Genomic DNA, 25,452 nt, shown 5'->3' on the forward strand with positions numbered 1-25,452 from the left:
ATTAGGAAGTAGTTTTTTTATGATAATTATCCATCTTTAATAAAGTACTCTGTACGTCCACTTATATTATTAAAAAAACCTTCCGAATTATGGAAGGTTTTAATAATATAAAAATCGTAATTTCTTTTACAGTAATAATGTTAGGGGACTTTCTAAATATGTTTTCAAAGTTTGTAAAAACTGAGCACCTGTAGCGCCATCTACTACTCTATGATCACAAGCTAACGATAATTTCATTGTATTGCCCACTACAATCTGTCCGTTTTTAACTATTGGTTTTTCAACAATTGCACCAACAGAAAGAATGGCAGAGTTTGGCTGATTGATAATACTTGTGAAAGTTTCAATTCCGAACATTCCTAAGTTTGAGATTGAGAATGTAGAACCCTCCATTTCATTGGCTTTAAGACCTTTCGATTTGGCTCTTCCTGCCATATCTTTTACAGCAGAAGAAATCTGAGTATAAGTCATCTGATCAGTATTCTTCAAAACAGGAACAACCAATCCGTCTGGAATAGCTACTGCAACACCGATATTGATATTTCCTCTATGAATAATTTTGTCTCCTGCCCAGCTTGAATTCACCTGCGGATGTTTTCTTAAAGCAATTGCTGTAGCCTTTATAATCATATCATTGAAAGAAATCTTTGTGTCTGGTAAAGAATTGATTTCTTTTCTGGCTTCAATTGCTTTATCCATATTGATTTCTACCATCAGGTAATAGTGAGGCGCAGTAAACTTGCTTTCGGAAAGTCTTTTGGCAATAATATTTCTTACCTGAGAATTCGGAGTTTCTGAATCTTCACCCTGTACAAAACTTAAAGCAACCTGAGTCGCTGCAGGACTTGCAGACGGAACTGAATCAGCTGATTTAGCAGAAGGCTGATAGTTTTCAATATCTTTTTTAACAATTCTTCCGTTTTCACCAGATCCTTTTACAGAACTGATGTCTAAACCCTTCTCCTGAGCCATTTTTTTAGCTAAAGGAGAAATAGCAACTCTGTCATTGTTGCTGGTTGCTGCTGATTGTTGATTGTCAGTTATTTGTTTTGGAGCTTCAGCTTTTTGTTCAGCAGGCTTTTCTGATGATGAAGCAGCGGCTTTCGGAGTTCCAACTCCTGAAACATCTGTTCCTTCAGGTCCAATAATTGCCAAAACCGAATCAACTGGAGCAGCTCCACCTTCTTCAACGCCTTGTTTTAACATAACGCCATTGAATTCAGATTCAAAGTCCTGAACAGCTTTATCTGTTTCGATCTCGGCTAATAGATCACCTTCTTTAACAGTATCTCCTACGTTTTTATGCCATTTCGCCACTTTTCCTTCCGTCATTGTATCAGAAAGGCGCGGCATTGTGATTACTTCCACCCCTTCATGAGCTTCTGAAGAAGTTTGTTCAGTAACGGCAGTTTTTTCTTCAGTTGTAGATTCTTTTTCTGATGAATCATTACTGGGAGTACTTCCGCCTGTTAATCCTGAAATATCTTCTCCCTCTTTTCCTATAATTGCAAGAACAGAATCTACAGCAGCAGCGTTACCTTCTTCTACACCAACATACAAAAGTGTTCCTTCCATTTCAGACTCAAAATCCTGAACAGCTTTATCCGTTTCTATTTCGGCTAAAATATCGCCTTCTTTTACTTTATCTCCTACTTTTTTATGCCATTTCGCCACTTTTCCTTCCGTCATTGTATCGGAAAGACGCGGCATTGTAATTACTTCTGCCATAATTTTTTTTAATTTGAAAATTTGGTAATTTGGTAATTTGAAAAATTAAAAAAGATATGATAATAGATCAGTTTCGAATTTTCAAACTTTCAAATTGACTCATTATCTGTTAGTTTTCTAATTTATCTAAGAATGGATAATCTTCCTGAGCATAGACGTATTCGTATATTTTTTCAGTATCCGGATATGGTGAGTTTTCCATAAATTCAATACATTCCTCAACGAAATCTCTTGATTTATTATCCATTGCTTCCAGCTCTTCTTCAGTTGCCCAGTTATTTTCTAAGATTCTTGCCTTGATCAACTCAATAGGATCATCTTTTTTAGCAATAGAAACTTCATCTTTAGATCTGTATGGTTCTGCATCAGACATTGAGTGACCTCTGAAACGATACGTTCTTGCTTCAATGAAAGTAGGTCCATCTCCTCTTCTTGCTCTCTCTATAGCTTCATAAGCAGCTTCAGCCACTTTTTCAGGATCCATTGCATCTACTGCGAGACAAGGCATTTCGTAACCTAAACCTAACTTATAGATGTCTTCGTGATTGGCAGTTCTTTTTACAGAAGTTCCCATTGCGTATTGGTTGTTTTCAACTACAAATACCACAGGAAGTTTCCAGTTCATTGCCATGTTGAAGGTTTCGTGAAGCGAACCCTGTCTTGCAGCACCATCACCGAAGAAACAGATATTTACTGCTTTTCTGTCAAAATATTTATCTGCAAAAGCAATACCCGCACCTAAAGGAATTTGTCCCCCAACAATACCGTGACCACCGTAAAAACGATGTTCTTTGCTGAAAATATGCATAGATCCTCCCATACCTCCGGAAGTACCGGTTGCTTTACCGCAAAGCTCTGCCATGATTCTCTTAGGATCTACTCCCATCGCCATTGGGTGAATATGACATCTGTAAGCAGTAATCATACTATCTTTGGTTAAATCCATTGCGTGCGTAAAACCTGCAGGAATAGCTTCCTGACCGTTGTACAAGTGTAAAAAACCTCTGATTTTTTGTTTTAAATAAAGAGAACGGCATTTGTCTTCAAACCTTCTCCACATTGTCATATCTTCATACCACTTCAGGTACACTTCTTTAGAAAATTCTTTCATGTGTTAGCTCTTGCTTATTTATAATGAAATAGTTGAGCAAAAATATAAAAAAACTTTGTTTTTATTATATACGGAGCAATTGTTTTTTTGGTTATAGTGTTATATTTACATTTCAGAATTATTTATGGAAGAAAAAACAACTTCATCACTGCATATTGTATCAAGATTAATCTCAGACTTTTTCAATCCTCTTGTTTCGCTTTTTATTTATTTTGTGTATTTAAGCTTTAAAATTTATACATTCAAAGAAGCAGTTATGCACTTTCTCCCTATTTTGTTGTTAACAATCTTTCCGATCATTATTTGGATCTACTGGAACGTAAAAACAGGCAGATACACCAATATGGATGTGTCTAACCGGGTACAAAGGAAAAGTTTGTATATTTTTATAGCGGTCTGTATAGTTTTGTATCAACTGTATCATTATATAATGAATGGCTTTCTGGATTTTGTCATGCTTTTCATTCTTGTACTTCTTTTTGCATTGCAGTACAGCAATTTGTACATCAAAAGCTCTATGCATACTGCTTTTAATGTCTTTGTTGCGGCATTGTTTTATGATTCTAATTGGAGAGCTGGCTTATTCTGGCTTTTCATTGCTGCTTTGGTAGGCGTCACAAGAGTTATATTGCGTCGACATACCGTAAAAGAAGTATTTATGGGAGCTGGTATCGCATTTATGGTATCTTTTGTATATCTTTATTGCAATATTCACTTTCAACATTAAGAATATCTTATGAAAATTAACCATCTTACATCTGCTGAAGAAAATCTAATGAAGTTATTCTGGAAACTGGAAAAATTTTACCTGAAAGATGTAATGGAACAACATCCGGAGCCTAAACCTCATCAGAACACAGTTTCTACTTACCTTAAAATTCTTGTTGAAAAAGGATACCTTTCTACAGAGAAAGAAGGCAGAATTTTCAGATATTCTGTTATCGTTCCTGCTGAAGAATATAAAAAGTTTTTACTGAGAGAACTTTCTCATCAGTTTTTTGATGATTCAGGAAAAGAAATTTTGGACTTTTTATTCAAAGAAAAGCTGATCTCGCAAAAAGACCTGCAATCTTATTTTGATTTGAAAATAGAAATGAAACCTGTAAAAATAAAAGAGCCAAAGCTTGAATACGCAGAGGAAATTCTAAACCCAAAGAAAACTAAGAAAGAAAAAGTGAAGAATAAGGAAAAGAAAAAGAAGAAAAAAGATCAGAACAGGATATAAAAAAAGCGGCTAAAAAGCCGCTTCTTGTTTTTTACCAACGGTTTCCACCGCCATTTCCGCCACGGCTGTTTCCGTAACCACCGCCGTTTCCACCACGATTGTTACCATAACCACCTCCGCTTCTGTTATTATCGAAACTTCTTCTTGGTTTTTCTTCTCTTGGCTTAGCTTCAGAAACATTAAGAACTTTTCCGTTAAATTCTTTCTGATTAAGCGCGTCAACAGCTTGCTGACCTTCTGCGTCACCCATTTCGATGAATCCGAAACCTCTTGAGCGACCAGTTTCTCTGTCTGTTACGATTTTAGCTGATGATACATCGCCAAATTCTGCAAATAAATCGTGCAACTCATACTCTTTAGTTGCGTAGTTGATGTTTGAAACAAAAATGTTCATTTAAAAAAAATTAAAAAATTAATAAAAATTGGGGATATAAAAGAAAAGCAACATAATAATGAACATAATATTGATTCCAAATATAAACGTCTGCAAGATACAATTTATAATTGCATGACAAAGTATTTTTTAAATTTATTTTAGTTAATTTTTCAACCAAAGGATTATTTTGATAAAAAGTATTAATTTATGATCAAATTTCCATGAATAAAATTTAAATATCATAGGTTCTGGATAATATTTGTAGTTTTTGAATTTAACAGTTTGTTTCATAAAAATCAGTAAAATAAATTAAAACCATTTATTCTAAAGCAAATGATTGAGAATATAAATTGCTGTTTTAAGATTACTAAATTCAGTTAAGTTGAAAATGCAGGTTTTAAAAACTAAATTTGCAGTACAATTATAAAAAATGAATTATCATACAAGAAAATGGGTAAAACCTGAAGACTTAAATCCTAATCAATCTCTTTTTGGAGGACGGCTTTTGCAGTGGATTGACGAAGAAGCGGCTTTGTACGCAGTAATTCAGTTGGAAAACAAAAAAGTGGTAACGAAATTTATCTCAGAGATCAATTTTGTAAGTTCTGCAAAACAGGGAGATATTATTGAAATCGGTATTGAAGTTACAAGCTTTGGTTCTACTTCTCTTACTTTAAGATGTGAGGTAAGAAATAAAATGACACATCAGACCATTATTACAGTTGACAGAATTGTGATGGTAAACCTTGATGAGAACGGCAACCCTGTTCCGCACGGAAAAACTCAGGTAGAATTTGTGAAAGACAGAATCAAGTTAAAGGAATGAAAATATTCATAAAAAATATGGTTTGCGGAAGATGCATTGCAGCTGTTTCGGCCATTTTTGATGAATTGGGTATTAAAATTAAATCTATCAACCTTGGTGAAGTAGAAACAGTCTCTTCGATTTCAGAAAAAGATACTACACACATTGAAAACCGTCTTTTGGAAACTGGTTTTGAACGAATCAAAGACTCTTCACATCAGTTGACCGATAAAATCAAAAGCATCATTATCCTGAAAATCAGCAGTCTTGATATTGAAGAAAATTTTTTGATCTCAAAATTTCTAAGTTCAGAATTAAGCAAAGATTACAGTTTACTTTCCAAAACTTTTTCTCAGAACGAGAATGTTACCATTGAGCAGTTTTTTATCCTTCAAAAAATTGAGAAAGTAAAAGAACTGCTTCTATATAATGAATTTTATTTAACAGAAATTGCTGCAAAACTTGGCTATAAAAGCGTGCAGCATTTATCTTCACAGTTCAAAACAATTACAGGCTTCACTCCTACTGAATTTAAAAAACTGAAGGTTCACAGCAGGAAACCACTAGATCAGATCTGAAAATCACTTAGTTTATAGTTATTTAGTCGTACATTTATTCAGTTTCCCGGTCAAGTAATTCTTACAGCTAACTAAATTCTATAACTATTATCCCTAAATTTATAACAGCTTACAAAATCCTTTTCGGAAATTTGTAAAATAAATGTAAAATCATGCACCAAAAATATAAAGTCTTAGGGATGACCTGTTCAGGTTGCCAGAAAAAAATTTCAGAAAAACTTAATAGCCTGAAAGGAATCTCTGCCGAAATCAACCTTGAAGAGAGCACTGCCGAAATTCATTCGGAACAGGAAATCAATTTATCACAGCTCAATCAGTCACTTTCTGAAATTGGAAATTATAAGCTCGAAGATCCAAAAAAATCTGATAACACTTTTATAAAACCGCAGGATCGGGTTTCTCCTTCATCCGTTTATTATTGTCCGATGGAATGTGAAGGTGATAAAGTCTATTTTCAGCAGGGAAAACGATGTCCGGTCTGTAATATGTTCTTAGTTCCGATTGAGGAAAAATTAGCAAAAGATCCGAATTATAAACCTACTTATTCGTCAACAAATCTTCCAGAAAACTTCAAAAACCATATTGGAAAATATTACTGTCCGATGTTTTGTGAAGACGATAAAGTGTATGATGAGAAAACAGACTGCCCTGTTTGTCACATGCATCTGGAAGAAATTACGGAAGATCTGGTTAAAAATTCTGTATCACAATCTCACCATTATCATCATGAAGTTAAAACACCAAAAGTTACAGATGATATGGCAGGAAGATATTATTGTCCGATGTTTTGCGAAGGTGATAAAACATATGATAGCAATGTAGGCTGTCCGGTCTGCGGAATGGATCTGGTAAAATATCCGGAAAAAGGTGAAGAAGAAAGTGATGATACTTACAACATTTTAAAAAGAAAATTCATCATTTCTTTGGCTTTTACCATTCCCGTTTTTGTTTTATCAATGGGCGGAATGTTGGTTGATTTTCCTTTCTCACACAACATTCAAGGAGTTTTTGAATTAATTTTAACACTTCCTGTCCTGTTTTATTCCGGATGGTTTTTGATGAAAAGAGGCTGGGTTTCTTTTAGAACATGGAACTTAAATATGTTCAGCTTAATTGCTTTGGGAGTAACTGCAGCATTCATTTTTAGCGTTATCGCACTAACGTTTCCTGATTTGCTTCCGCACGAAATTCGAGGACACAACCATAAAATTCCTTTATATTTTGAAGCCGTCTGCGTGATTATGACTTTGGTAATTCTTGGTCAGCTGATGGAAGCTATAGCCCATAAAAAAACAGGAAATGCCATTAAAGAACTGATGAATCTTTCTCCCGATGAAGCGAATCTGATGATTAATAACGAAGAGAAAAGAGTTCCGCTTTCCGAAGTGAAAATCGGGGATATTATAAAAGTAAAACCAGGTGAAAAAATTCCTGTTGACGGAAAAATTATCGACGGAAACTCTACTGTTGACGAAAGCATGATTACGGGAGAGCCCATTGCTGTTGAAAAAAATAAAAATGATCTGGTAACATCAGGAACCATCAACGGAAATCAGGTTTTCATCATGAAAGCAGAGAAAGTAGGCGATGAAACTTTGCTTTCCAAAATTATTAAAATGGTGAATGATGCAAGCAGAAGCCGCGCTCCTATTCAGAAACTTACCGATAAAGTTGCAAAAGCTTTTGTTCCTGCCGTAATAGTTGCTGCTGTTATCACTTTCGTGCTGTGGCAGATTTTCGGACCGGAAAACCAAAAGACCCTGTACGCTTTTATCAATGCTGTGGCGGTTTTAATTGTAGCCTGTCCCTGTGCTTTAGGATTGGCAACACCAATGTCTTTGATGGTAGGAATCGGAAAAGGTGCTAAAAACGGAATTTTAATTAAAAATGCAGAGGCTTTAGAACAAATGAATAAAGTAAATGTTCTGATTACCGACAAAACAGGAACTTTAACGGAAGGAAAGCCATCGTTGGAACATATAGAAATTACAAACAATTTTGATCAAAGTTTAATTTTAAAATTAGCCTATTCATTAAATCAAAATTCAGAACATCCACTTTCAAATGCTGTGATAAAAAAAGCAAAAGACGAAAATATTACTGCTGAAAAAGTAGAAAAATTTGAAAATATTTCGGGAAAAGGCGTTAAAGGAATTATTAATGGGAAAATGGTTTATTTGGGAAATGAGAATCTTTTGGTTTCACATAATATTCAAATTTCCGGAGATTTAAAATTAAAAGCTACCGAAATTCAGTCAAAAGCGCATACCATTTCATACATTGCTCAGGAAAATGAGGTATTAGGATTTATAAGTTTCACAGACAAAATTAAAGAAACCTCCAAAAAAGCCATTCGACATTTGATAAAGGACGGGATTGAAGTAATCATGATGACAGGAGACAACGAAAATACCGCAAAAGCAGTTGCTGATGAGCTGGGAATAAAACACTTTAAAGCCAATTGTCTTCCTGAAGATAAACTGAACAAAGTAAAAAAACTTCAGCAAAAAGGAAAAATTGTTGCAATGACCGGTGACGGAATCAACGATTCTCCTGCTCTGGCACAGGCAAATATTGGGATTGCAATGGGAACCGGAACCGATGTGGCAATAGAAACGGCAGAAATTACCTTATTAAAAGGTGATATTACGGGAATTGCAAAAGCAAAAATTTTAAGCGAAAAACTATTGAGAAACATCAAAGAAAATTTATTCTTTGCATTTATTTATAATGTTTTGGGAATTCCGGTTGCGGCAGGATTGTTGTATCCTTTTTTTGGAATCCTTTTGTCACCAATGATTGCGGCGGCAGCGATGAGCTTCAGTTCTTTATCGGTGATTTTAAATTCATTGAGACTGAATTCTGTAGATCTGGATATTAAATAAATTATTAATTCTACGAAACAACAATATGAAAGAAGGTAATATCTATCGGCTGTTCAGGTTTCTATAATAACGACTGGAAAGGCTCGCTATATCCCGAAAATGCCCAAAGCAAAGATTTCCTGACTTTATATTCTAAAGAGTTTAATACCGTTGAGATCAATTCAACTTTTTACAGAAAACCTACGGCAAAAACATTATTGAAATGGTTTGACGAAACACCGGATGATTTCAGATTTTTTATTAAAATCCCTAAGACCATTTCGCACGAAAAGTGCCTGAAGGACTGCAAAGAGAAAATTAAAGAATTTTGTAATCATATTGGGACTCATTTACAGGATAAACTTGCAGGTTTTTTGTATCAGTTTCCTCCATCATTCAAAAATACGGATGAAAATCTGGATTTAATCACCAATAATCTTGATTTTGACTATTTAAATGTGATTGAATTTCGTCATAATTCGTGGTGGAATGATGACGTTTATTCAGCTTTATTCTCAAAAAATATTATTTTTTCGGGTGTTAGTTTCCAGGGAAATCTTTCTGATGAATTGATCATTAATCATCCGCAACTGTTTTATTATCGTCTTCACGGAAAACCTGTTCTTTATAAATCGGAATATCCTCAAAATGAATTGGAAAATTTAGCCCGAAATATTTTAAATTCAGGTAAGAAAGGCTTTATTTTCTTCAATAATACTTGGGGAACAGCAGCAGTAAAAAATGCTGTTGAGCTAAGAACAATGATTCAAAAATAATTTTAGCTGAAATTTCATTAAAAAGTGAAAATAATATAAAAATGTGGTACAAATTTTGCTAAATTTACCGTGTAAAATTTAACAATTTTTAACAATTTAATTTCCACTAATTTTTATGAACAAAACTTTTGCGGAAAAGTCTTTAAAACAGACTTTTCTTGGGATGTTTGCAGTGATGAGTGCAGCATCAGCCTTTTTAACTGGTTGTAACCAGAAGTATGAAACAAGAGAATCTGAAAAGATTTTCACAGAACAGCCTCCCCTCGCAAAAGTCCCCGTCACCGTAGAAGATGAAGAAGTTCCTGCAGATAAAAGAGTTATCTATCTCACCTTTGATGACGGTCCAAACCGCGGAACCGAAAACCTTCTGAAAATTTTACAAAAAAGGAATGTGTGTGCTACAGCATTTTTAATAGGAAAACATGCATCAGACAGCAAAAAACAGAAAGCTGACCTTGAAAATATGAGAAGCAATAATCTGATAGAGCTTGCCAATCACAGCTATGCCCATGCCCATCATAAATATTCTGAATATTACAAAAATCCCGAAGCAGTAGTACAGGATTTTAACCGTGCAAAAGACAGCCTCAAACTTACCGGGAAAATTGCAAGAACACCCGGAAGAAATATCTGGAGACTCAACAATATCAACGTAACAGATATTAAAAGCTCTTCAGAGGCTGCTAATCAGTTACAGAAAGCCGGATATAAAGTCATCGGCTGGGATCTTGAATGGAAACCTACCCATAAAATGACACTTAAAGGAAATCACGAAGCTATGCTGAAAAAAGTGGACAGTATTTTCTTTAATGATCTTGAGGAAACATCAAGACATCTGGTATTTCTTACACACGATCAATATCTTACGGATGCAGATTCTGTGGAAGAACTGGATAAGTTTATTGTCAAACTTCAGAAATCTAACAGGTTTGTTTTTAGAAAAATTTCGTCATATCCGAAAATTAACGAGGTTCTGAATTGATTCCACACATATTTAATGAAGCAGTTTAAAAACTAAACCATTAAAGAAAATAAGAAGTTAAGCAATATTAAGAAAATCAATAGATTTTAAATAAGACAATCAAAATAAGCTTAACTTAATACTCTTAACTTCTTACTCAGCGATTCTAAACTTCTGTAAAATCTCTGAGATTTATTTAATTTTTTATTTTAAAATTCAGAAATTTGCAGTTATGAGCATTCAGGAAAATTACAATGAAATAAAAAGCAGACTTCCGGAAAATGTTGAATTGGTAGCGGTTTCTAAAACACATCCGGTTTCAGCAATTCAGGAAGTTTATGATCTCGGACAAAAAGCTTTTGGCGAAAACAAAGTACAGGAGCTGTCGGAAAAACAGCCGCTGCTTCCGAAAGATATCAAATGGCATCTGATCGGGCATCTTCAGACCAATAAGGTAAAATATATTGCAGAATTTATTGATACTATTCAGAGTGTGGATTCCGAAAAACTTCTGAATGAAATCAATAAAGAAGCCGCGAAACACAACCGCAAAATAAAGGTTTTGCTTCAGGTGAAAATAGCTGAAGAAGAAAGCAAATTTGGTCTGGAAATTTCTGAAGCGAAGATTTTGTTTGAAAAATTTACTATAGGTGAATTTCCAAATATTGACATCACGGGTTTAATGGGAATGGCAACATTTACCGATGACGAACATCAAATCAGAAAAGAATTTTCAGTATTGAAAAATCTTTTTGATGACCTGAATCATACTCACAAACTCAATACTTTATCAATGGGAATGAGTGACGACTTTCCTATTGCCATTGAATGTGGTGCAAATTCGGTACGTGTCGGCTCTGCAATTTTCGGAAAACGAGATTATTCAAAATAGAGATTTAGGAATGATATTTGCTAATAATCAAGCAAAAATTAACTAAATTTGCAACTATGCAAAAAATCCTTATAGTAGAAGACGAAAAAGCAATTTCCGGAGTACTTCACAGTATCCTTTCCGATGAACTTACTGATTATGAATTTGTAATTGCCGATGACGGTCTGGAAGGCTACAAACAAGTTGAAAAAGAAGATTTTGCATTGGTGATTTCAGACATCAAAATGCCAAAACTTTCAGGTACTGAACTTTTAAAGCAAAGCTTGAACCTGAAACCTGAGTCTACCTTTATTATGATTTCCGGTCATGCTGATATTGATTCTGCGGTTTCTTGCCTGAAAGATGGAGCTTACGATTTTATCTCTAAGCCTATTGACATCAACAGATTAATTACCAGCGTTAAAAATGCTTTAGCAAAAGAGACATTAAAGAAAGAAAATAAAAATCTGCAGTCTGAAAATAAAACTCTGAAAAAGAAAGTCAGCAAAAAATACCAGATGATTGGTGAATCTGCTCCTTTGAAGAAAATTCAGGATATGATCGAAAAAGTAGCTGCTTCCGATGCAAGAGTTTTGATTACAGGTCCCAACGGAGCCGGAAAAGAACTGGTTGCTCATGCCATTCATAACCTGAGCGAAAGAACAAGAGGACCAATGGTAGAAGTAAACTGTGCAGCTATTCCTTCCGAATTGATAGAATCTGAACTTTTCGGGCACGTAAAAGGTTCGTTTACAGGAGCGATCAAAGACAAGCAGGGAAAATTTGAACAGGCAAACGGAGGTACCATTTTCTTGGACGAAATTGGTGATATGAGCCTTATTGCTCAGGCAAAGGTTCTAAGAGCATTGCAGGAAAGCAAAGTTTCACCGGTAGGAAGTGATAAGGAAATCAAAGTAGACGTAAGAGTTTTGGCTGCAACCAACAAAAATATGCAGACAGAAATTGAAGCCGGGAGATTCAGAGAAGATTTATATCACAGACTTTCTGTAATTGAAATCTATGTACCGCCTTTGGATGAAAGAAAAGACGATATCAAACTTCTGGTTGAGCATTTTGCCAAACTTATTTCTGAAGAGCACGGAACTGCTTTGAAAAGTTTTGATGATACAGCTATTGACGCATTGAAAGAGCTTTCCTGGACAGGAAATATCAGAGAGCTGAGAAATGTGGTAGAAAGATTGATCATTCTTGGTGGAAACACTGTTTCTAAAGAGGATGTTGCAAGTTTTGTAAGGAAATAATTTAATCATAAATTAAAATAAATTCTAAAAATTTGCAGTAACTATACTGCAAATTTTTTTTGTAAATTAAAATGGCTTTTTTAAATAAAAACTACACCAAAGAAGCACTTACACTAGCTCTTCCGGTGATGCTTACGCAGGTAGGACAGGTTTCTGTAAACCTTTTTGATAATATTATTGTAGGCAAACTTCTGGGAGCAGATGCATTGGCGTCTGTATCTTTAGGCAACGGGGTATTTTTCTCAATGTTTGTTTTAGCTCTGGGATTTTCTTTTGCTATTCCGCCTTTGGTTTCAGAAGCGCATTCTCAGAATGATCATAAAACCATTAATTCTGTTTTCAGCCATGGCTTTGTTATCAATATGTCTGTCGGAATCATTCTTATGGCAATATTATTGGCAGGAATGCCACTGCTCTATCATTCTGGTCAGCCTGAAAAAATCATTCCAGATACTGTAGATTTTCTCACGATCATGGCAATCAGTATTATTCCTTTCATGGCTTTTCAGACTTTAAGAGAAGTTTCAGAAGGATTATCATATACAATTGGAGTAACGAAAGCGACCATTATTGCCAATGTCATCAATATTGTACTGAACTATGTTTTCATCAAAGGACTTTGGATTTTCCCTGAAATGGGGGTTAAAGGATCTGCTTTGGCAAGTTTGATCGCAAGAATTTTTATGGTTATTTTTCTTTATTATGTTTTATTAAAAGAGCCTAAAACCAGAATATACATCAAAGAGTTTTCTCTGAAATTGCAGGTTTTTTCAAAAAAAATGTTTGAAAAAATGGTAAGACTGGGCTTCCCTACTGCTTTACAGATGTTTTTTGAAGTAACCGCATTTGCAGGAGCTGCATTTATCTGCGGATTGATTTCTGCTCATGATATAGCTTCGCATCAGATTGCGTTGAGTATGGCTTCTTTCACTTTCAATTTGTGTATTGGTTTCAGCGTTGCATCAACCGTGATGATAGGAAGAAAATTGGGCGAACAAAACTTTATAGAACTCAGAAAGATAGGAATCAACAATCTCAAAATTTCTTTTCTCTTTATGTGTCTTTGCGGATTGCTTTTCATTTTAGGACGAAACATTCTGCCTACATTTTTCACAAAGCCTGAAGAAGTGGAAGTTATCATGCTGGCGGCAAAACTGATGATTATTGCAGCTTTATTCCAGCTTTCTGACGGAATTCAGGTAACGGCTTTAGGAATGCTGCGAGGTTTACAGGACGTGAAAATTCCGTCTATTTATACTTTCATTGCGTATTGGCTGATTACTATTCCTTTAGGATATTTTCTTTGCGTAACGATGGAAATGGGCGCATTCGGAATGTGGATTGCGCTTGGATTGGGACTTACGATCTCTGCGATGATGCTTGTAAAACGTTTTCTTAATTTATCCGCAAAAAGAATTAAATCGAATCCCATATAATTAGAAGCGGTCTTTTGATCGCTTTTTTTATTTTGAATATTTAAAACAGCATCAGTAAAAGTTTTAGAAAAAATCGGAATGAAATACAACAAAGATTTTAATTTTGATGGTCATGAAGGAGTGTTTTAAAAATAAACAATGTCGGTTTTTAAATATAATAATCTGGTTAAATTTTCGTTAAAATAATTTAGTAATTCCAGAAATATGGAAATAGTATGTATATTAGTCTGAAATTACGAATAAAATAACAACAGTTTATTGATAAATAACATTTAAAGATGAAAATTTTAATTTTTGGTTTACTTACTTTTTCTGGTTTGATTTCAGCACAGACAGAAATTAAACCGCTTCCGATAGACCGTTCACAGCTTTTTAATAAGGAGAATACGAAAATCTTAGACTCAGTTTCTACAAATCCGTTAGACAGTTCGATTGCAAAACTATACAAAATGCCTGTTCATAAGCCGGAAAATATCAATTCACACTCTGCGCTAAAACTTAAGACAGCAGACAGCACCAAACATAAAATGCCAAACGCACTGGAACCTGTTTTGAGATCTAAAATCGCCTCGAAATAACATACTCACTATCGTCTGTGGATAAAATTATGAGATTTATATCCTGAATCAATGAGTTTGTCTCGTATGTTTTTTATTTTTGTATTTAGTTTTACAAAAAATGACAAAAGAGGAACTTCTGAACAAGGCTATAAAAATAGCAGACAAGGCACATAAGGGTCAAAAAGATAAATATCACGCTCCATACATCGCTCATGTTATGCGTGTAATGGAATACGGAAAAACACTTGACGAAAAAATTGTAGGTGTTTTGCACGATGTTGTTGAAGATCATCCTGAAGAATTCAGCTTTGAATATTTAAGATCGGAAGGTTTTCCTGAATATATTCTCTTTGCAGTGAGCTGTCTCACCAAATTTGATCCTGATGAGGTGTATGATGATTTTATAAAACGTACCGAAAGATCTCCGCTTGCCGTAGCTGTAAAACTGAATGATCTTCGCGATAACATGGATTTGAGAAGGGTAAATCGTGAGCTAACCCAGAAAGATATCCACAGATTTAACAAATATCTGAAAGCGTACCGCTATCTTTCAGAAAAGTATTAATCAAGCCCCGGAAAGTGATATGTTTTTTTCTCACTTCCGCTGTCATCAATATTAATATTGAGTGCAAAATAAACAAAGTGAAGATTACGGTTTCCTTTTGCTTCAAATTCTCTTTGCCACAGATAGCCGCAAAGGATTCCGAAATATTTGTCAATCTGATATCCCATTCCGCCATATACCCTGTTTCTTGCGAAAGTTGGCTTATTGGGGCTTACAACAAACATTTCATCAAACGCGTTGGCAAAAACAGTTCCAGGTTCAACTTTTTTTGAATTAAGCGGCACAGTAACATTTAGTCTGTATCTGTAACGCATTCTTTCTGATTTTACATCTTTTTTAGGATCATAAAAATAAGATTTTTCAGCACGGAATCTATTTTCAAACTTTACAATCCCTTTTCGGAAATCAATGACATCCTGCAGCCAGATTCTTAATTCTTCTCTGTTAAGACGCTGGTCTCTATAGGTTACATATCTGCCGATTCCAATGAAAGGCTTATGATTTTTGGTAAGATTATAGCCTAAACCTCCTTTTATTTCGTAGTAATCCGGATAAGAGTATTCTTCAATCCCACGGAGCTGAGTTTCTCCGTACAAGAAAAATTTCGGATGAAACTTATAGGTAAGAGTGATAGCATTAAAACTTGAAATATGTTCCTGCGATTTCACCAAATTAAGGCTTATAAGTAAAGCCAAACTTAAAATAAGTTTCATCCAAAAAATTTTTGCAAAAATAGAATAATTAACAGTACCGTAATATTAAGTTTACTTAATATTAATATTGTAAGATACTCCTAAATGAAACCATCTTTGAGGCATTGGCACACCAAATGTTTCTGTATATTCTGTATTGGTTACGTTGTTAATCAAAGCATAAACCGAAAAATTATTTTTATTAAAACTGATTTTTTCGTCTAAAAGATGATAGCTTCCCAGATTTATTCTGTCATTATATCGGTATACCAATTCATTGGTGAAATACTTCAGAAATCTGGTCTGAAGTTTTGCCACCAACTGATGTTTAAGATTATCAAGAGCATAACGCGAATTAAGCCCGTTGATATCTTTAAGTTTATTATCCAGATAAGTATAACCTAAAGTATATTTCATCCAGCCTAAAACCTGATGGCTGATTTCTGCTTCCAATCCCTTAATTTCAGTATCTCCGATATTTCTTGAATACCAGACCGGATCCTGCAGTGAAATTTTAGTCCAGTCAATTGCATTGTTGGAACCTCTGTAAAAACCACTTAGTTTGGCTAAGATATTTGCATTCTGGTATTGATAGCCAAGCTCTGCATAAACAGCACTTTCGGGCAATAAGTCAGGATTCCCCTGCTCAGTTTTACTTGTATAGTACAAGTCGGTAAAAGTCGGTACTCGGTGAACTTTTGAGATATTACCATAGATTTTGTTATTTTCAAAAAATGTATATCCCACATCAAGTCCCGGATAGAAGAAGTTTCCGTTTGTAGAATAGTTTGCCCACGATGCTCCCGGAGAAATGTTCAATTTATTATCAAAAAATGAAAAATGGTGTTCAAAAAATACCTGTGTTACAAAACGTTCTCGGTCACCTAAATTATTACTGGATAAAAATTCTTTTCTCAACTCAACACCTAATCCTGTTGTACCCAAACCTGAAGTATAGCTGGAATTTACTTCTCCTCCTACATTATTTCCGATATGCATATTCCTGTAGATTTCAGGTTTTTGTCTGTTGAAAAGATACATATCCTGACCTCTTCTCCAGTAAACATTAGAATTGAGCTTAAATTTGCCAAAGCTCTGCTGATGGGCAACACTGATGATAGAGGCCTGTAACTCCTCATACTGTTCTGTCGCAAGTGGTGAAGCATAGAAACCGTTGGCTCCGAACTTTTTCTCTGAAAACCCTGCCTGCATTTTCAGACTTCCGTTTTTGATATTGAGCTGATTTTGGTAAAATACATTTCTAATATCAAAATCGGTATTATATCGGTAACCTTGGGAAGAATTGGAATTTGCCTGTAAAGAATTTGAGAACTTCTCGTTTCCTACATTTGCATTAAATCCAAAACCGTACGTTTCATAATCTCCGGCATTGGCACTTATTTTTACATTCTTCCCAACATGAGTTTTAGTAATAATATTGATGGCACCTGCATACGCATTTTGTCCGAACCTTCTTGCTGCAGGACCTTTAATTATTTCTATTCTCTCAACATCATCCAGATCTACAGGAATATTAAGAGAATTATGTCCGGTTTGAGAATCATTCATTCTGATACCGTTGATGAGAATCAAAACCTGCTCAAAAGAACTTCCCCTAAAACCCACATCACTCTGTACTCCGTTGGCTCCTCTCCTTCTGATATCCATTCCCGGAACCTGCTGCAGAATTTCATCGATACTTACTGCCGGAGAATTGAGAATTTCGTCTCTTGTGATAATTGAAATATTCTGGTTGGCGTTTTTATAAGTCGTTGCAATAAATTTTCCCTGAATCTGCACCGAATCTATATCAGATGTTTTTATCTGAGCTTCTGTATAAAGTGTACCTAACAAAAAAATTATTGTTCCTAATTTTCTTTTCATAACAGTCATTATTTTGAAGCTTTCAAAATTAGCAGACTTTCCTTAAACTAAAACGTGATACTTATCATAAAAAAAAGATGCAAATTGCATCTTTTAAAAAACATTTTCGATCTACCTTTTTCTCATTAAATGTGTAATTAAATCTCTGAATAGCTTTCTCATTTAATTACAATTTTATAAGTGTAATTTTAAAACAAAATCTATTATTACACAACATAATTTTTAATAAATCAGTAATAAATAATTTTTAAAAAGAAAATATTACATCATAATTCAATTATATAATATTTATAAATAGCTTTTGTATTTTAGGATTTGAATAATAAGAAAAACCATCAAAAATTCGTAATTTTGTTGGTCTTAATATTAATATGGCTGCAACAACAGAAATAGATATAAAAAAACAGGTTTTCGTTAAAAACGCACATCTTAACAACCTGAAACACATAGATGTTCTTATCCCGAAAAATAAACTGATTGTCATAACAGGAGTTTCCGGAAGCGGAAAATCTTCTTTGGCATTTGATACCATTTATGCGGAAGGACAAAGAAGATATGTAGAAAGTTTAAGCTCTTATGCTCGTCAGTTTTTAGGTAAACTGGAAAAACCGAAAGTTGATGATATTAAAGGATTGGCTCCTTCCATTGCTATTCAGCAGAAAGTGATCTCATCCAATCCAAGATCTACAGTTGGCACTTCGACGGAGATTTATGATTATATGAAGCTGCTTTTCGCAAGAATCGGAAAAACCTATTCACCCGTTTCGGGCGAGGAAGTAAAAAAAGATTCGGTGACGGATGTTGTAGATTTTATTAAAAATTCAAAAAAAGAAACACCGTTTTTATTAACGGCTCCACTCAGTTTTGATATTGACAATTTTACTGAAACGCTTAATATTCTTAAGCTTGCAGGTTTCACAAGACTTGAGGTCAACGGAAATGTTGCAGGAATTGAAGATCTGGAGAGTTTTGGTTTTGTTCCCGAAAAGGAAATGATCATCAATCTCGTTATCGACCGTTTTACCTACGAAGATGACGAAAGTTTTCTTCAGAGACTTGCAGATTCTATACAGATGGCTTTTTATGAAGGAAGAGGATACTGCGCACTTAAAAATACCGAAACCGGAAAAATAAAAGAGTTTTCTAATAAAGTTGAACTCGACGGAATTGAATTTCTTGAACCGAATGTTCATTTTTTTAGTTTTAATAATCCATACGGAGCCTGTCCTACCTGTGAAGGATATGGAAAAGTGATCGGAATAGATGAAGATCTGGTTATTCCGAACAAAGCTTTGTCGGTTTTTGAAGATGCTGTTGCTTCATGGAAAGGTGAAAGCATGAGCGAATGGAAAAAAGATTTCATTAAAAAAGCAAATGACTTCCCAATTCACAAACCTTATCATCAGCTTAGTAAAGAGCAGAAAAACTATCTCTGGAAAGGTGACGGAAAAAGCAGTTTCCCATCTCTGAATAATTTCTTCAAAATGCTGGAAGAAAATTTGTATAAAATTCAGTACCGGGTAATGCTTTCACGTTATCGCGGAAAAACGCTTTGCCCTACCTGTGAAGGTTTGCGTCTGCGTGAAGAGACCGCTTGGGTAAAAATTGATTCACACAATATTCAATCAATGATAGAGCTCCCGCTGGATGAGCTTTTACCTTTAATTCAAAATTTAAAGCTTTCTGAACATGACCAAGAAGTTGCTAAAAGACTGCTGTACGAAATCACTACAAGACTTGAGTTTTTACTGAAAGTAGGTTTAGGTTATCTTACCTTAAACCGTACTTCCAACACACTTTCCGGTGGCGAAAGCCAGAGAATTAATTTAGCAACAAGCCTGGGAAGCTCTTTGGTAGGTTCTATTTATATTTTGGATGAGCCGTCCATCGGTTTACACTCAAGAGATACAGAAAATTTAATTGAAGTTCTAAAAAATCTCCGCGACATCGGAAATACCGTTATTGTAGTAGAACATGATGAAGATGTGATGAGAGCAGCCGATTATATTATAGATATTGGTCCTGAAGCTGGATATTTGGGCGGTGAACTGGTTTTTGCAGGTGACTTTAAAGAACTGAAAAATGCAGATACGCTTACTTCAAAATATTTAACCGGAAAATTAGAAATAAAAGTTCCTGAAAAGCGTAGGAAAGCAAAAGAATTTATTCATATTAAAGGAGCAAGATCCAACAACCTGAAAAATATTGATGTAGATGTTCCGTTGGAAAGTCTAGTCGTTATTTCGGGAGTTTCCGGAAGTGGAAAATCTACTTTAATGAAAGAAATTCTGACGAATGATATTCAGATTCAATTGGGAATGGGCGGAAAAAAGGGTGATTATGATTCAGTGGAATTTCCAAAGAAATTGATCAAGCATATTGAGCTGATTGACCAGAATCCAATCGGAAAATCTTCACGTTCCAATCCTGTAACGTACCTAAAAGCATACGACGACATCCGTGATCTTTTTTCTAAACAGAAAAGTGCCAAACTGATGGGCTACAAACCCAAACATTTTTCTTTCAACGTGGATGGCGGAAGATGTGACGAATGCAAAGGAGAGGGCGTAATCAATGTTTCGATGCAGTTTATGGCAGATATTGAGCTGGAATGCGAGGTTTGCAAAGGAACCCGTTTTAAAAACGAAATTCTTGAGGTGAGGTTTGACGAAAAGAATATCTCGGATATTCTTCACATGACCGTAGATGAAGCACTGGAATTTTTCAGAGAAAATAAAGAAGATAAAATCGTAACCAAACTGACACCTCTTCAGGATGTAGGTTTAGGCTATCTACAGCTCGGACAAAGCTCTTCCACTCTTTCGGGTGGTGAAGCGCAACGTGTAAAACTGGCTTCTTTTTTGGTGAAAGGAGTAACCACAGACAAAACTTTGTTTGTGTTTGACGAACCTTCAACCGGACTTCACTTTCACGATATTCAGAAATTGCTGAAATCTCTTCAGGCTTTGATTGATTTGGGACACTCTGTAATTGTTATCGAACATCAACCCGATATTATGAAATGTGCCGATCATATCATAGATATCGGTCCTGAAGCAGGAAAACACGGCGGAGAAGTTGTTTTTGCCGGAACTCCAGAAGATTTAGCGAAAAACAAAAAATCGCACACCGCAAAATATATTGCAGAAAAGTTGGGTTAAATAAAGAAATTTAGAATAAAAAATAAGCGTTGTAGTAACAACGCTTATTTTTTTATATTATTTTTTACCCCTGTTAATAAAATAATACACCGGAAGTCCGATCATTACCATCAAAAATCCGGGCCATGTATATTGCTGTTTATAAATAAGAAGCAATACGCAGAAACCGGTTCCGATCAGCAGATAAATAATCGGAGTAATCGGGTAAAGCCATGTTTTGTACGGTCTTTCAAGTTCTGGTTTTTTTATTCTAAGATAAATAACGCCGAATACGGTAATCATATAAAAAAGTACAATCACAAACGAAATCATATCTAAAAGATTACCATACTGTCCGCTCAAACATAAAACCGATGCCCAGATTCCCTGCATCCAAAGCGCATTTTCAGGAACCTGATTTTTATTATTCTTAACAGCAGATTTGAAAAACAACCCATCATTTGCCATTGTCTGGAAAACTCTTGAGCCTGCCAGAATCAGTCCGTTGTTACACCCAAAAGTGGAAATCATCACCAAAACAGCAATAATAACTGTTCCCGCATTTCCGAAAATATTTTGTGAAGCCGAAACTGCAACTCTTTCGTTAGCTGCAAAAGCAATAGAATCCCGGTCTAAAGCATTAAGATAAACAAAATTAACCGCAATATAAAGCAGCATCACCGCAGAAGTTCCTAAAATCATGGCTTTGACAACATTTTTTTTCGGATTTTCAATTTCGCCCGAAACAAAAGTTACGCTTTCCCAGGCTACAGAACTGAATACCGAACCCACCATTGCGGCAGCAATACCGCCTAATAACGCCATTCCGGAAATAGATTCCCAACCTGTCTGAAGAAAATTTCCTTTTATATCTTTATCCAGATTATTAAATGCATCGGTCCCAAAGCTGAAATTTTCTGCCAAATGAGAAAAATCTACCAGTATAAATCCTAAAGCAATAAGACCTAATAATGCAAGAATTTTTGACCCTGTAAAAATATTCTGTAACAATTTACCGCTTTCTACACCCCTCGTATTGATATAAGTAAGCAGAATAATCACTAAAATTGCCAGAATCTGGATCCATTTAATCTGAAATTCTCCACTCTGAAATATAGGTGCCGCATCATTGAGCCACGGAACAAGGTAAGCGGTAAATTTTCCGAATGCCATTGCTACGGCTGCGATAGTTCCGGTCTGAATAACGGTGAAGAGTCCCCATCCATAAAGGAAACCCATTTTCTTTCCGAAAATTTCTGTGAGATAGGTGTATTGTCCCCCAGCTTTAGGGAAAAGCGCCGATAATTCTCCGTAGCTTATTGCAGCAGCCACCGTCATTATTCCCGTGATAATCCAGACTACAATAAGCCAGTAAGCCGATCCCAGATTTCTCATCATATCGGCACTTACGATAAAAATTCCGCTGCCGATCATTGAGCCCATCACGAGCATGATGGCATCCCAGAGTTTTAGTTTTTTCTGCATAATATAGTATTGCATCAAATATAGAAAAATAACAGTTTCCTTTTTGAATTTGTTTACTATTTTGATAATCAAATGTGATTTATCATTTAATTTCTTTGTCTGCAATTAAAAATTTATTATTACTTTTGAAAAAATTATTAATAATGAAATTTAAAGCAATATTACTTTTAGCATCATTAAGTTTATCTACTTTGGCTTTTTCTCAGGAAACACAAAAAATGGGACCACCGGAAGGAAGCGCATTGGTAGGTGATATCTATGGAGCAGGAATAGATACTAAAACAGAATCTAAAGCAATAAGCACGGAGAAACTTGGAAAAAAGCTTAAAAAAGCCAATAAAAAAGTTGAAAATGTAGCGATCAAAGGAAAAGTAACTGATGTTTGTGACAAAAAAGGATGCTGGCTGACAATTGAAACTGAAGACAATTCCAAATTGTTTGTAAAGATGAAAGATTACGGATTTTTTGTTCCTACTGCTTTAAAGGGGAAAAATGTAGTTTTGGAAGGCAGTGCAGAGAAAAAAGTAACTTCTGTGGATGAGCAAAAGCATTATGCTCAGGATGCTAAAAAACCACAAGCTGAAATTGATGCGATTACAAAACCTAAAGAAGAAATAAGATTTGTAGCCAACGGAATTAAAGTGGTTAACTAAATAAAAGAAAAGCGGAATCAATTTCCGCTTTTTTTATTAATCTTCTATTGTAAAATTTACTTCTGCATCCAGTTTTGGGTATTTGCTTTCAGAAACGAACTTTTTCCCGGTACAGTCAATCTCGATCCATCCTTTTCTACCTTTTACATCACCCGCTTCCATCACAAAAGGAATAAACGAAATCTCTTCTTTACCATTCTCAAAAATCTCACGGTACTGAACGGCAATATCCAAGATACATTCATGATCTGTGTTCAGCTTTACATTCCTGTAAATTACATCATAATGAGTTTCTTTATTTTCGGGAATATCATTATAAATTTCCCAGCCTTCTGTTCCTGAACGAAGTTTACACATTGCATCCAGAGCATAATAAAGCGCAATTGTGTAATATTTTCTTGTTTCTTTTCTCGTATAATCATCAATAAAATGCCCGCCTTCAAACAAGATTGTCGGCATTCCGGATTTTATAAAATTATCGCCTGTAGATGCAGGATAAAATTCATCAGAATATCTTCCGATACTGTTTGGAATTAATTTTTTGAGCTTTAGATAAACTTCAGCGATTACAGCCATACATTGTTTACGGTTTTCAGTTACCTTTCGTTCTTCATTTTCGGCAGGAGCTAAAAAGGAGAGCGTAGCAGGATGTAGCCCGTCAGTTGTAAAAATAGTTCGCTGCTCATGAAGATTCAATGCATAATCATATTTTTTAGAAGCAGCTATTTTTTTCAGAATTTTTATTTCCACACTTGCTTCATTATGAAAATCACGGTTAAGATCAATATCTGAAGCATTCAGACGAGTCCATTTTTCGGAACCGTCAGGATTAAGCATAAAAATAAAATCAAGCTTTATTTTTTCAAATAATTCTTTTTGAATCGCAGGCTCTTTTTTTAAAGTTTCCAAAAGATCTAGCATAGCGTGCGTAGCATTTGATTCGTTCCCATGCATTTGCGACCAGGCTAATACAGTAATCTCTCCACTTCCTATTGAGAATTGATAAACAGGCTGATCTAAAAAAGATCTTCCAATCTCCTTAATATAATCGCTGAAATTCTCCTCTAGATAATTAAATAATTTTTTAGGAGAAATATACCGAGCAGGAAAGTTAGGATTGGGTATATAGAAATGTTCAAAATTCATTTAATGTTAGTTTACATTGTTCAAATTTAGGTATTTGAGAACAAAAAAACCAATTAACATTTGTGAAATAACTAAACATTTACAATTGTCGTTTTGTCTGTTGATAAAATTGTGGATTAACAAAAATTTAATTATATATATTTAAAATCATCATATTCAATTATTTAAATTGTTTATATAAAGCTTAAAATGAAATTTACTTTAGGTATAAATATGCCGACTTTTCAACATTTGATTGTAAATAGATTAAACATGAATAATGTGGAAAAAGCTCTGAAAAAACATATTATACATTTGTAAATTATCGTTCTTATTTGTTTATTTTAACCATAATTACCTGATCCAATAGAATCTTATGACTTGAAAATTTATATGAATTAATTTTAATGCTTGGATTAATTAAAAAAGTTCTTGATACCGGAATTATTCAAATTTAGAATGAATCAATGCCTTTGCTAAGGTCTATATAATGGGTTGTAACCTATATATCCACTATCCTACTCCACAGAATCATTTACTATTCAAATAATTTTTTCTATAGATAACAGCCATGAATTTTAGAAAGACAAAAGTTGTTAAGTTTTATTAAAGCAGCTTATCTAATGCGTTGCTTTAAGTTGATAATAATTATACAATCTAAATACACTAAAAAACATTTAACAAATAAAATATTGATTATCAATTAAATAACGCCGTTACATTTGTTTACTAAAAGATTTAAATTTGTATACAAATGTATTTTAGTATTGTAAATTAATTTTTTACATTTGTAATTACGTTTATGAGACAAAAATTATGAGTTTAAATGAGAGAATTTCAAAAATTATAGAATATTCCGGATATACTTCTTCAGAATTTGCAGATGAAATTGATGTGCAGCGATCATCTGTTTCCCATGTAACTTCCGGACGGAATAAACCTTCTCTTGAATTTATTATAAAAATAAAATCCCGCTTTCCTGAAATTCTGTGGGATTGGTTGGTGAATGGCGATGGTGAAATGCTGAAATCTGATTTGCCTGCAGAAGAGAACGAAGAAATTATTGAACCGGAAAAAAACAAGCCTACTTCTCTACCCGATCTTTTTACGTTGATTAATGAAGAAACAAATTTGGAAGATAGTAAAGAGGAAGTAATGCCAACTTTTAAAACAACTTCAGAATCTGATATAATGCATAAAGTTCCGGAAGAAAGAAAAATATCCGATTCTCAGCGTTTAGAACAGAATAGTTCGGAACAAATTATTAAATCTGCTGAAAATCAGAACAGTAAGATCAAAAGAATTGTTTTGTTTTATGAAAACGGAAAATTTGAAAGTTTTGAACCGTAAATCAA

22 protein-coding genes are annotated in these 25,452 nt (G+C 34.5%); 15 read left to right on the forward strand and 7 right to left on the reverse strand.

Features of this window, described 5'->3' with window-relative positions:
* Positions 1–126: 126 nt before the first annotated feature.
* Complete coding sequence (locus FNE73_RS09045; RefSeq protein ID WP_143884304.1) at positions 127–1,728, reverse strand: pyruvate dehydrogenase complex dihydrolipoamide acetyltransferase; 1,602 nt, start codon at positions 1,726–1,728, stop codon at positions 127–129.
* Positions 1,729–1,837: 109 nt separating this feature from the next.
* Positions 1,838–2,839 carry a pyruvate dehydrogenase (acetyl-transferring) E1 component subunit alpha gene (gene pdhA / locus FNE73_RS09050; protein ID WP_143884305.1) on the reverse strand — a complete coding sequence of 334 codons (1,002 nt, stop codon included), beginning with the start codon at positions 2,837–2,839 and terminating at the stop codon, positions 1,838–1,840.
* Between the two features lie 124 nt (positions 2,840–2,963).
* On the opposite strand from pdhA, the gene FNE73_RS09055 reads away from it, so the two are divergent.
* Both FNE73_RS09055 and FNE73_RS09060 read left to right on the forward strand, forming a co-directional pair.
* Complete coding sequence (locus tag FNE73_RS09055) at positions 2,964–3,566, forward strand: phosphatase PAP2 family protein (protein ID WP_143884306.1); 603 nt, start codon at positions 2,964–2,966, stop codon at positions 3,564–3,566.
* A gap of 9 nt (positions 3,567–3,575) precedes the next feature.
* Positions 3,576–4,064: a BlaI/MecI/CopY family transcriptional regulator gene (locus tag FNE73_RS09060; RefSeq protein WP_143884307.1), complete on the forward strand. Its 489-nt coding sequence runs from the start codon at positions 3,576–3,578 to the stop codon at positions 4,062–4,064.
* 31 nt (positions 4,065–4,095) lie between these two features.
* Here FNE73_RS09060 and FNE73_RS09065 read toward each other — a convergent pair whose 3' ends face one another.
* Complete coding sequence (locus FNE73_RS09065; protein WP_089744441.1) at positions 4,096–4,458, reverse strand: RNA recognition motif domain-containing protein; 363 nt, start codon at positions 4,456–4,458, stop codon at positions 4,096–4,098.
* Positions 4,459–4,870: 412 nt separating this feature from the next.
* Here FNE73_RS09065 and FNE73_RS09070 point away from each other — a divergent pair, with 412 nt between their 5' ends.
* From FNE73_RS09070 to FNE73_RS09115, 10 genes are all read left to right on the forward strand, one after another.
* Positions 4,871–5,266, forward strand: coding sequence for an acyl-CoA thioesterase (locus FNE73_RS09070; RefSeq protein WP_143884308.1), 396 nt, complete (start codon positions 4,871–4,873; stop codon positions 5,264–5,266).
* The gene (locus FNE73_RS09075; protein WP_143884309.1) at positions 5,263–5,823 is read left to right on the forward strand and encodes a helix-turn-helix domain-containing protein; all 561 of its coding nucleotides are present in this window, start codon (positions 5,263–5,265) and stop codon (positions 5,821–5,823) included. The genes FNE73_RS09070 and FNE73_RS09075 overlap by 4 nt, the downstream gene beginning before the upstream one ends.
* Positions 5,824–5,975: 152 nt before the next feature.
* Positions 5,976–8,708 (forward strand): heavy metal translocating P-type ATPase, encoded by a 2,733-nt coding sequence (locus FNE73_RS09080; RefSeq protein WP_143884310.1) that lies wholly within the window; start codon positions 5,976–5,978, stop codon positions 8,706–8,708.
* Between the two features lie 44 nt (positions 8,709–8,752).
* The gene (locus FNE73_RS09085; RefSeq protein WP_228430029.1) at positions 8,753–9,463 is read left to right on the forward strand and encodes a DUF72 domain-containing protein; all 711 of its coding nucleotides are present in this window, start codon (positions 8,753–8,755) and stop codon (positions 9,461–9,463) included.
* Positions 9,464–9,578: 115 nt separating this feature from the next.
* On the forward strand, positions 9,579–10,445 hold the full coding sequence (locus tag FNE73_RS09090; RefSeq protein ID WP_143884312.1) for a polysaccharide deacetylase family protein: 867 nt from the start codon (positions 9,579–9,581) through the stop codon (positions 10,443–10,445).
* 211 nt (positions 10,446–10,656) lie between these two features.
* Positions 10,657–11,316 (forward strand): YggS family pyridoxal phosphate-dependent enzyme, encoded by a 660-nt coding sequence (locus FNE73_RS09095; RefSeq protein ID WP_143884313.1) that lies wholly within the window; start codon positions 10,657–10,659, stop codon positions 11,314–11,316.
* A gap of 56 nt (positions 11,317–11,372) precedes the next feature.
* Positions 11,373–12,557 carry a sigma-54-dependent transcriptional regulator gene (locus FNE73_RS09100; protein ID WP_089744428.1) on the forward strand — a complete coding sequence of 395 codons (1,185 nt, stop codon included), beginning with the start codon at positions 11,373–11,375 and terminating at the stop codon, positions 12,555–12,557.
* Between the two features lie 71 nt (positions 12,558–12,628).
* Positions 12,629–13,993, forward strand: coding sequence for an MATE family efflux transporter (locus FNE73_RS09105; protein ID WP_143884314.1), 1,365 nt, complete (start codon positions 12,629–12,631; stop codon positions 13,991–13,993).
* Between the two features lie 278 nt (positions 13,994–14,271).
* Positions 14,272–14,571 carry a hypothetical protein gene (locus FNE73_RS09110; RefSeq protein WP_143884315.1) on the forward strand — a complete coding sequence of 100 codons (300 nt, stop codon included), beginning with the start codon at positions 14,272–14,274 and terminating at the stop codon, positions 14,569–14,571.
* Positions 14,572–14,671: 100 nt separating this feature from the next.
* Positions 14,672–15,118, forward strand: coding sequence for a phosphohydrolase (locus FNE73_RS09115; RefSeq protein WP_089744421.1), 447 nt, complete (start codon positions 14,672–14,674; stop codon positions 15,116–15,118).
* On the opposite strand, the gene FNE73_RS09120 is transcribed toward FNE73_RS09115, so the two are convergent.
* Together FNE73_RS09120 and FNE73_RS09125 are read right to left on the reverse strand one after the other, a co-directional pair.
* On the reverse strand, positions 15,115–15,831 hold the full coding sequence (locus FNE73_RS09120) for a DUF2490 domain-containing protein (protein WP_143884316.1): 717 nt from the start codon (positions 15,829–15,831) through the stop codon (positions 15,115–15,117). The two genes, FNE73_RS09115 and FNE73_RS09120, sit on opposite strands and share 4 nt — an antisense overlap.
* Positions 15,832–15,882: 51 nt before the next feature.
* Positions 15,883–17,694 (reverse strand): TonB-dependent receptor plug domain-containing protein, encoded by a 1,812-nt coding sequence (locus FNE73_RS09125; RefSeq protein ID WP_143884317.1) that lies wholly within the window; start codon positions 17,692–17,694, stop codon positions 15,883–15,885.
* A 371-nt stretch (positions 17,695–18,065) separates the two neighbouring features.
* On the opposite strand from FNE73_RS09125, the gene uvrA reads away from it, so the two are divergent.
* Complete coding sequence (uvrA, locus tag FNE73_RS09130) at positions 18,066–20,855, forward strand: excinuclease ABC subunit UvrA (protein ID WP_143884318.1); 2,790 nt, start codon at positions 18,066–18,068, stop codon at positions 20,853–20,855.
* 57 nt (positions 20,856–20,912) lie between these two features.
* Here uvrA and FNE73_RS09135 read toward each other — a convergent pair whose 3' ends face one another.
* On the reverse strand, positions 20,913–22,319 hold the full coding sequence (locus tag FNE73_RS09135) for an APC family permease (RefSeq protein ID WP_143884319.1): 1,407 nt from the start codon (positions 22,317–22,319) through the stop codon (positions 20,913–20,915).
* 143 nt (positions 22,320–22,462) lie between these two features.
* Here FNE73_RS09135 and FNE73_RS09140 point away from each other — a divergent pair, with 143 nt between their 5' ends.
* Complete coding sequence (locus FNE73_RS09140; protein WP_143884320.1) at positions 22,463–22,972, forward strand: DUF4920 domain-containing protein; 510 nt, start codon at positions 22,463–22,465, stop codon at positions 22,970–22,972.
* Between the two features lie 36 nt (positions 22,973–23,008).
* On the opposite strand, the gene FNE73_RS09145 is transcribed toward FNE73_RS09140, so the two are convergent.
* Entirely contained in the window at positions 23,009–24,118 is a 1,110-nt protein-coding gene (locus FNE73_RS09145; RefSeq protein WP_143884321.1) for a M14 family zinc carboxypeptidase, read from the reverse strand.
* Positions 24,119–24,913: 795 nt separating this feature from the next.
* Between FNE73_RS09145 and FNE73_RS09150 the strand changes: the two genes are divergently transcribed.
* The gene (locus tag FNE73_RS09150; RefSeq protein ID WP_143884322.1) at positions 24,914–25,447 is read left to right on the forward strand and encodes a helix-turn-helix transcriptional regulator; all 534 of its coding nucleotides are present in this window, start codon (positions 24,914–24,916) and stop codon (positions 25,445–25,447) included.
* Positions 25,448–25,452 lie beyond the last annotated feature (5 nt).

This window comes from Chryseobacterium binzhouense (assembly GCF_007474545.1).
Classification (GTDB): domain Bacteria; phylum Bacteroidota; class Bacteroidia; order Flavobacteriales; family Weeksellaceae; genus Chryseobacterium; species Chryseobacterium binzhouense.

Excerpts from the sequence above, each read along its gene's own strand:
- FNE73_RS09135 (WP_143884319.1), bottom strand. The coding sequence starts at position 22,319 with ATGCAGAAAAAACTAAAACTCTGGGATGCCATCATGCTCGTGATGGGC.
- FNE73_RS09090 (WP_143884312.1), top strand. The coding sequence starts at position 9,579 with ATGAACAAAACTTTTGCGGAAAAGTCTTTAAAACAGACTTTTCTTGGG.
- FNE73_RS09080 (WP_143884310.1), top strand. The coding sequence starts at position 5,976 with ATGCACCAAAAATATAAAGTCTTAGGGATGACCTGTTCAGGTTGCCAG.
- FNE73_RS09115 (WP_089744421.1), top strand. The coding sequence starts at position 14,672 with ATGACAAAAGAGGAACTTCTGAACAAGGCTATAAAAATAGCAGACAAG.
- FNE73_RS09045 (WP_143884304.1), bottom strand. The coding sequence starts at position 1,728 with ATGGCAGAAGTAATTACAATGCCGCGTCTTTCCGATACAATGACGGAA.
- FNE73_RS09105 (WP_143884314.1), top strand. The coding sequence starts at position 12,629 with ATGGCTTTTTTAAATAAAAACTACACCAAAGAAGCACTTACACTAGCT.
- FNE73_RS09140 (WP_143884320.1), top strand. The coding sequence starts at position 22,463 with ATGAAATTTAAAGCAATATTACTTTTAGCATCATTAAGTTTATCTACT.
- FNE73_RS09075 (WP_143884309.1), top strand. The coding sequence starts at position 5,263 with ATGAAAATATTCATAAAAAATATGGTTTGCGGAAGATGCATTGCAGCT.
- FNE73_RS09095 (WP_143884313.1), top strand. The coding sequence starts at position 10,657 with ATGAGCATTCAGGAAAATTACAATGAAATAAAAAGCAGACTTCCGGAA.
- FNE73_RS09070 (WP_143884308.1), top strand. The coding sequence starts at position 4,871 with ATGAATTATCATACAAGAAAATGGGTAAAACCTGAAGACTTAAATCCT.
- FNE73_RS09055 (WP_143884306.1), top strand. The coding sequence starts at position 2,964 with ATGGAAGAAAAAACAACTTCATCACTGCATATTGTATCAAGATTAATC.
- FNE73_RS09150 (WP_143884322.1), top strand. The coding sequence starts at position 24,914 with ATGAGTTTAAATGAGAGAATTTCAAAAATTATAGAATATTCCGGATAT.
- FNE73_RS09065 (WP_089744441.1), bottom strand. The coding sequence starts at position 4,458 with ATGAACATTTTTGTTTCAAACATCAACTACGCAACTAAAGAGTATGAG.
- FNE73_RS09100 (WP_089744428.1), top strand. The coding sequence starts at position 11,373 with ATGCAAAAAATCCTTATAGTAGAAGACGAAAAAGCAATTTCCGGAGTA.
- FNE73_RS09060 (WP_143884307.1), top strand. The coding sequence starts at position 3,576 with ATGAAAATTAACCATCTTACATCTGCTGAAGAAAATCTAATGAAGTTA.
- FNE73_RS09145 (WP_143884321.1), bottom strand. The coding sequence starts at position 24,118 with ATGAATTTTGAACATTTCTATATACCCAATCCTAACTTTCCTGCTCGG.
- pdhA (WP_143884305.1), bottom strand. The coding sequence starts at position 2,839 with ATGAAAGAATTTTCTAAAGAAGTGTACCTGAAGTGGTATGAAGATATG.
- FNE73_RS09110 (WP_143884315.1), top strand. The coding sequence starts at position 14,272 with ATGAAAATTTTAATTTTTGGTTTACTTACTTTTTCTGGTTTGATTTCA.
- FNE73_RS09120 (WP_143884316.1), bottom strand. The coding sequence starts at position 15,831 with ATGAAACTTATTTTAAGTTTGGCTTTACTTATAAGCCTTAATTTGGTG.
- uvrA (WP_143884318.1), top strand. The coding sequence starts at position 18,066 with ATGGCTGCAACAACAGAAATAGATATAAAAAAACAGGTTTTCGTTAAA.
- FNE73_RS09125 (WP_143884317.1), bottom strand. The coding sequence starts at position 17,694 with ATGAAAAGAAAATTAGGAACAATAATTTTTTTGTTAGGTACACTTTAT.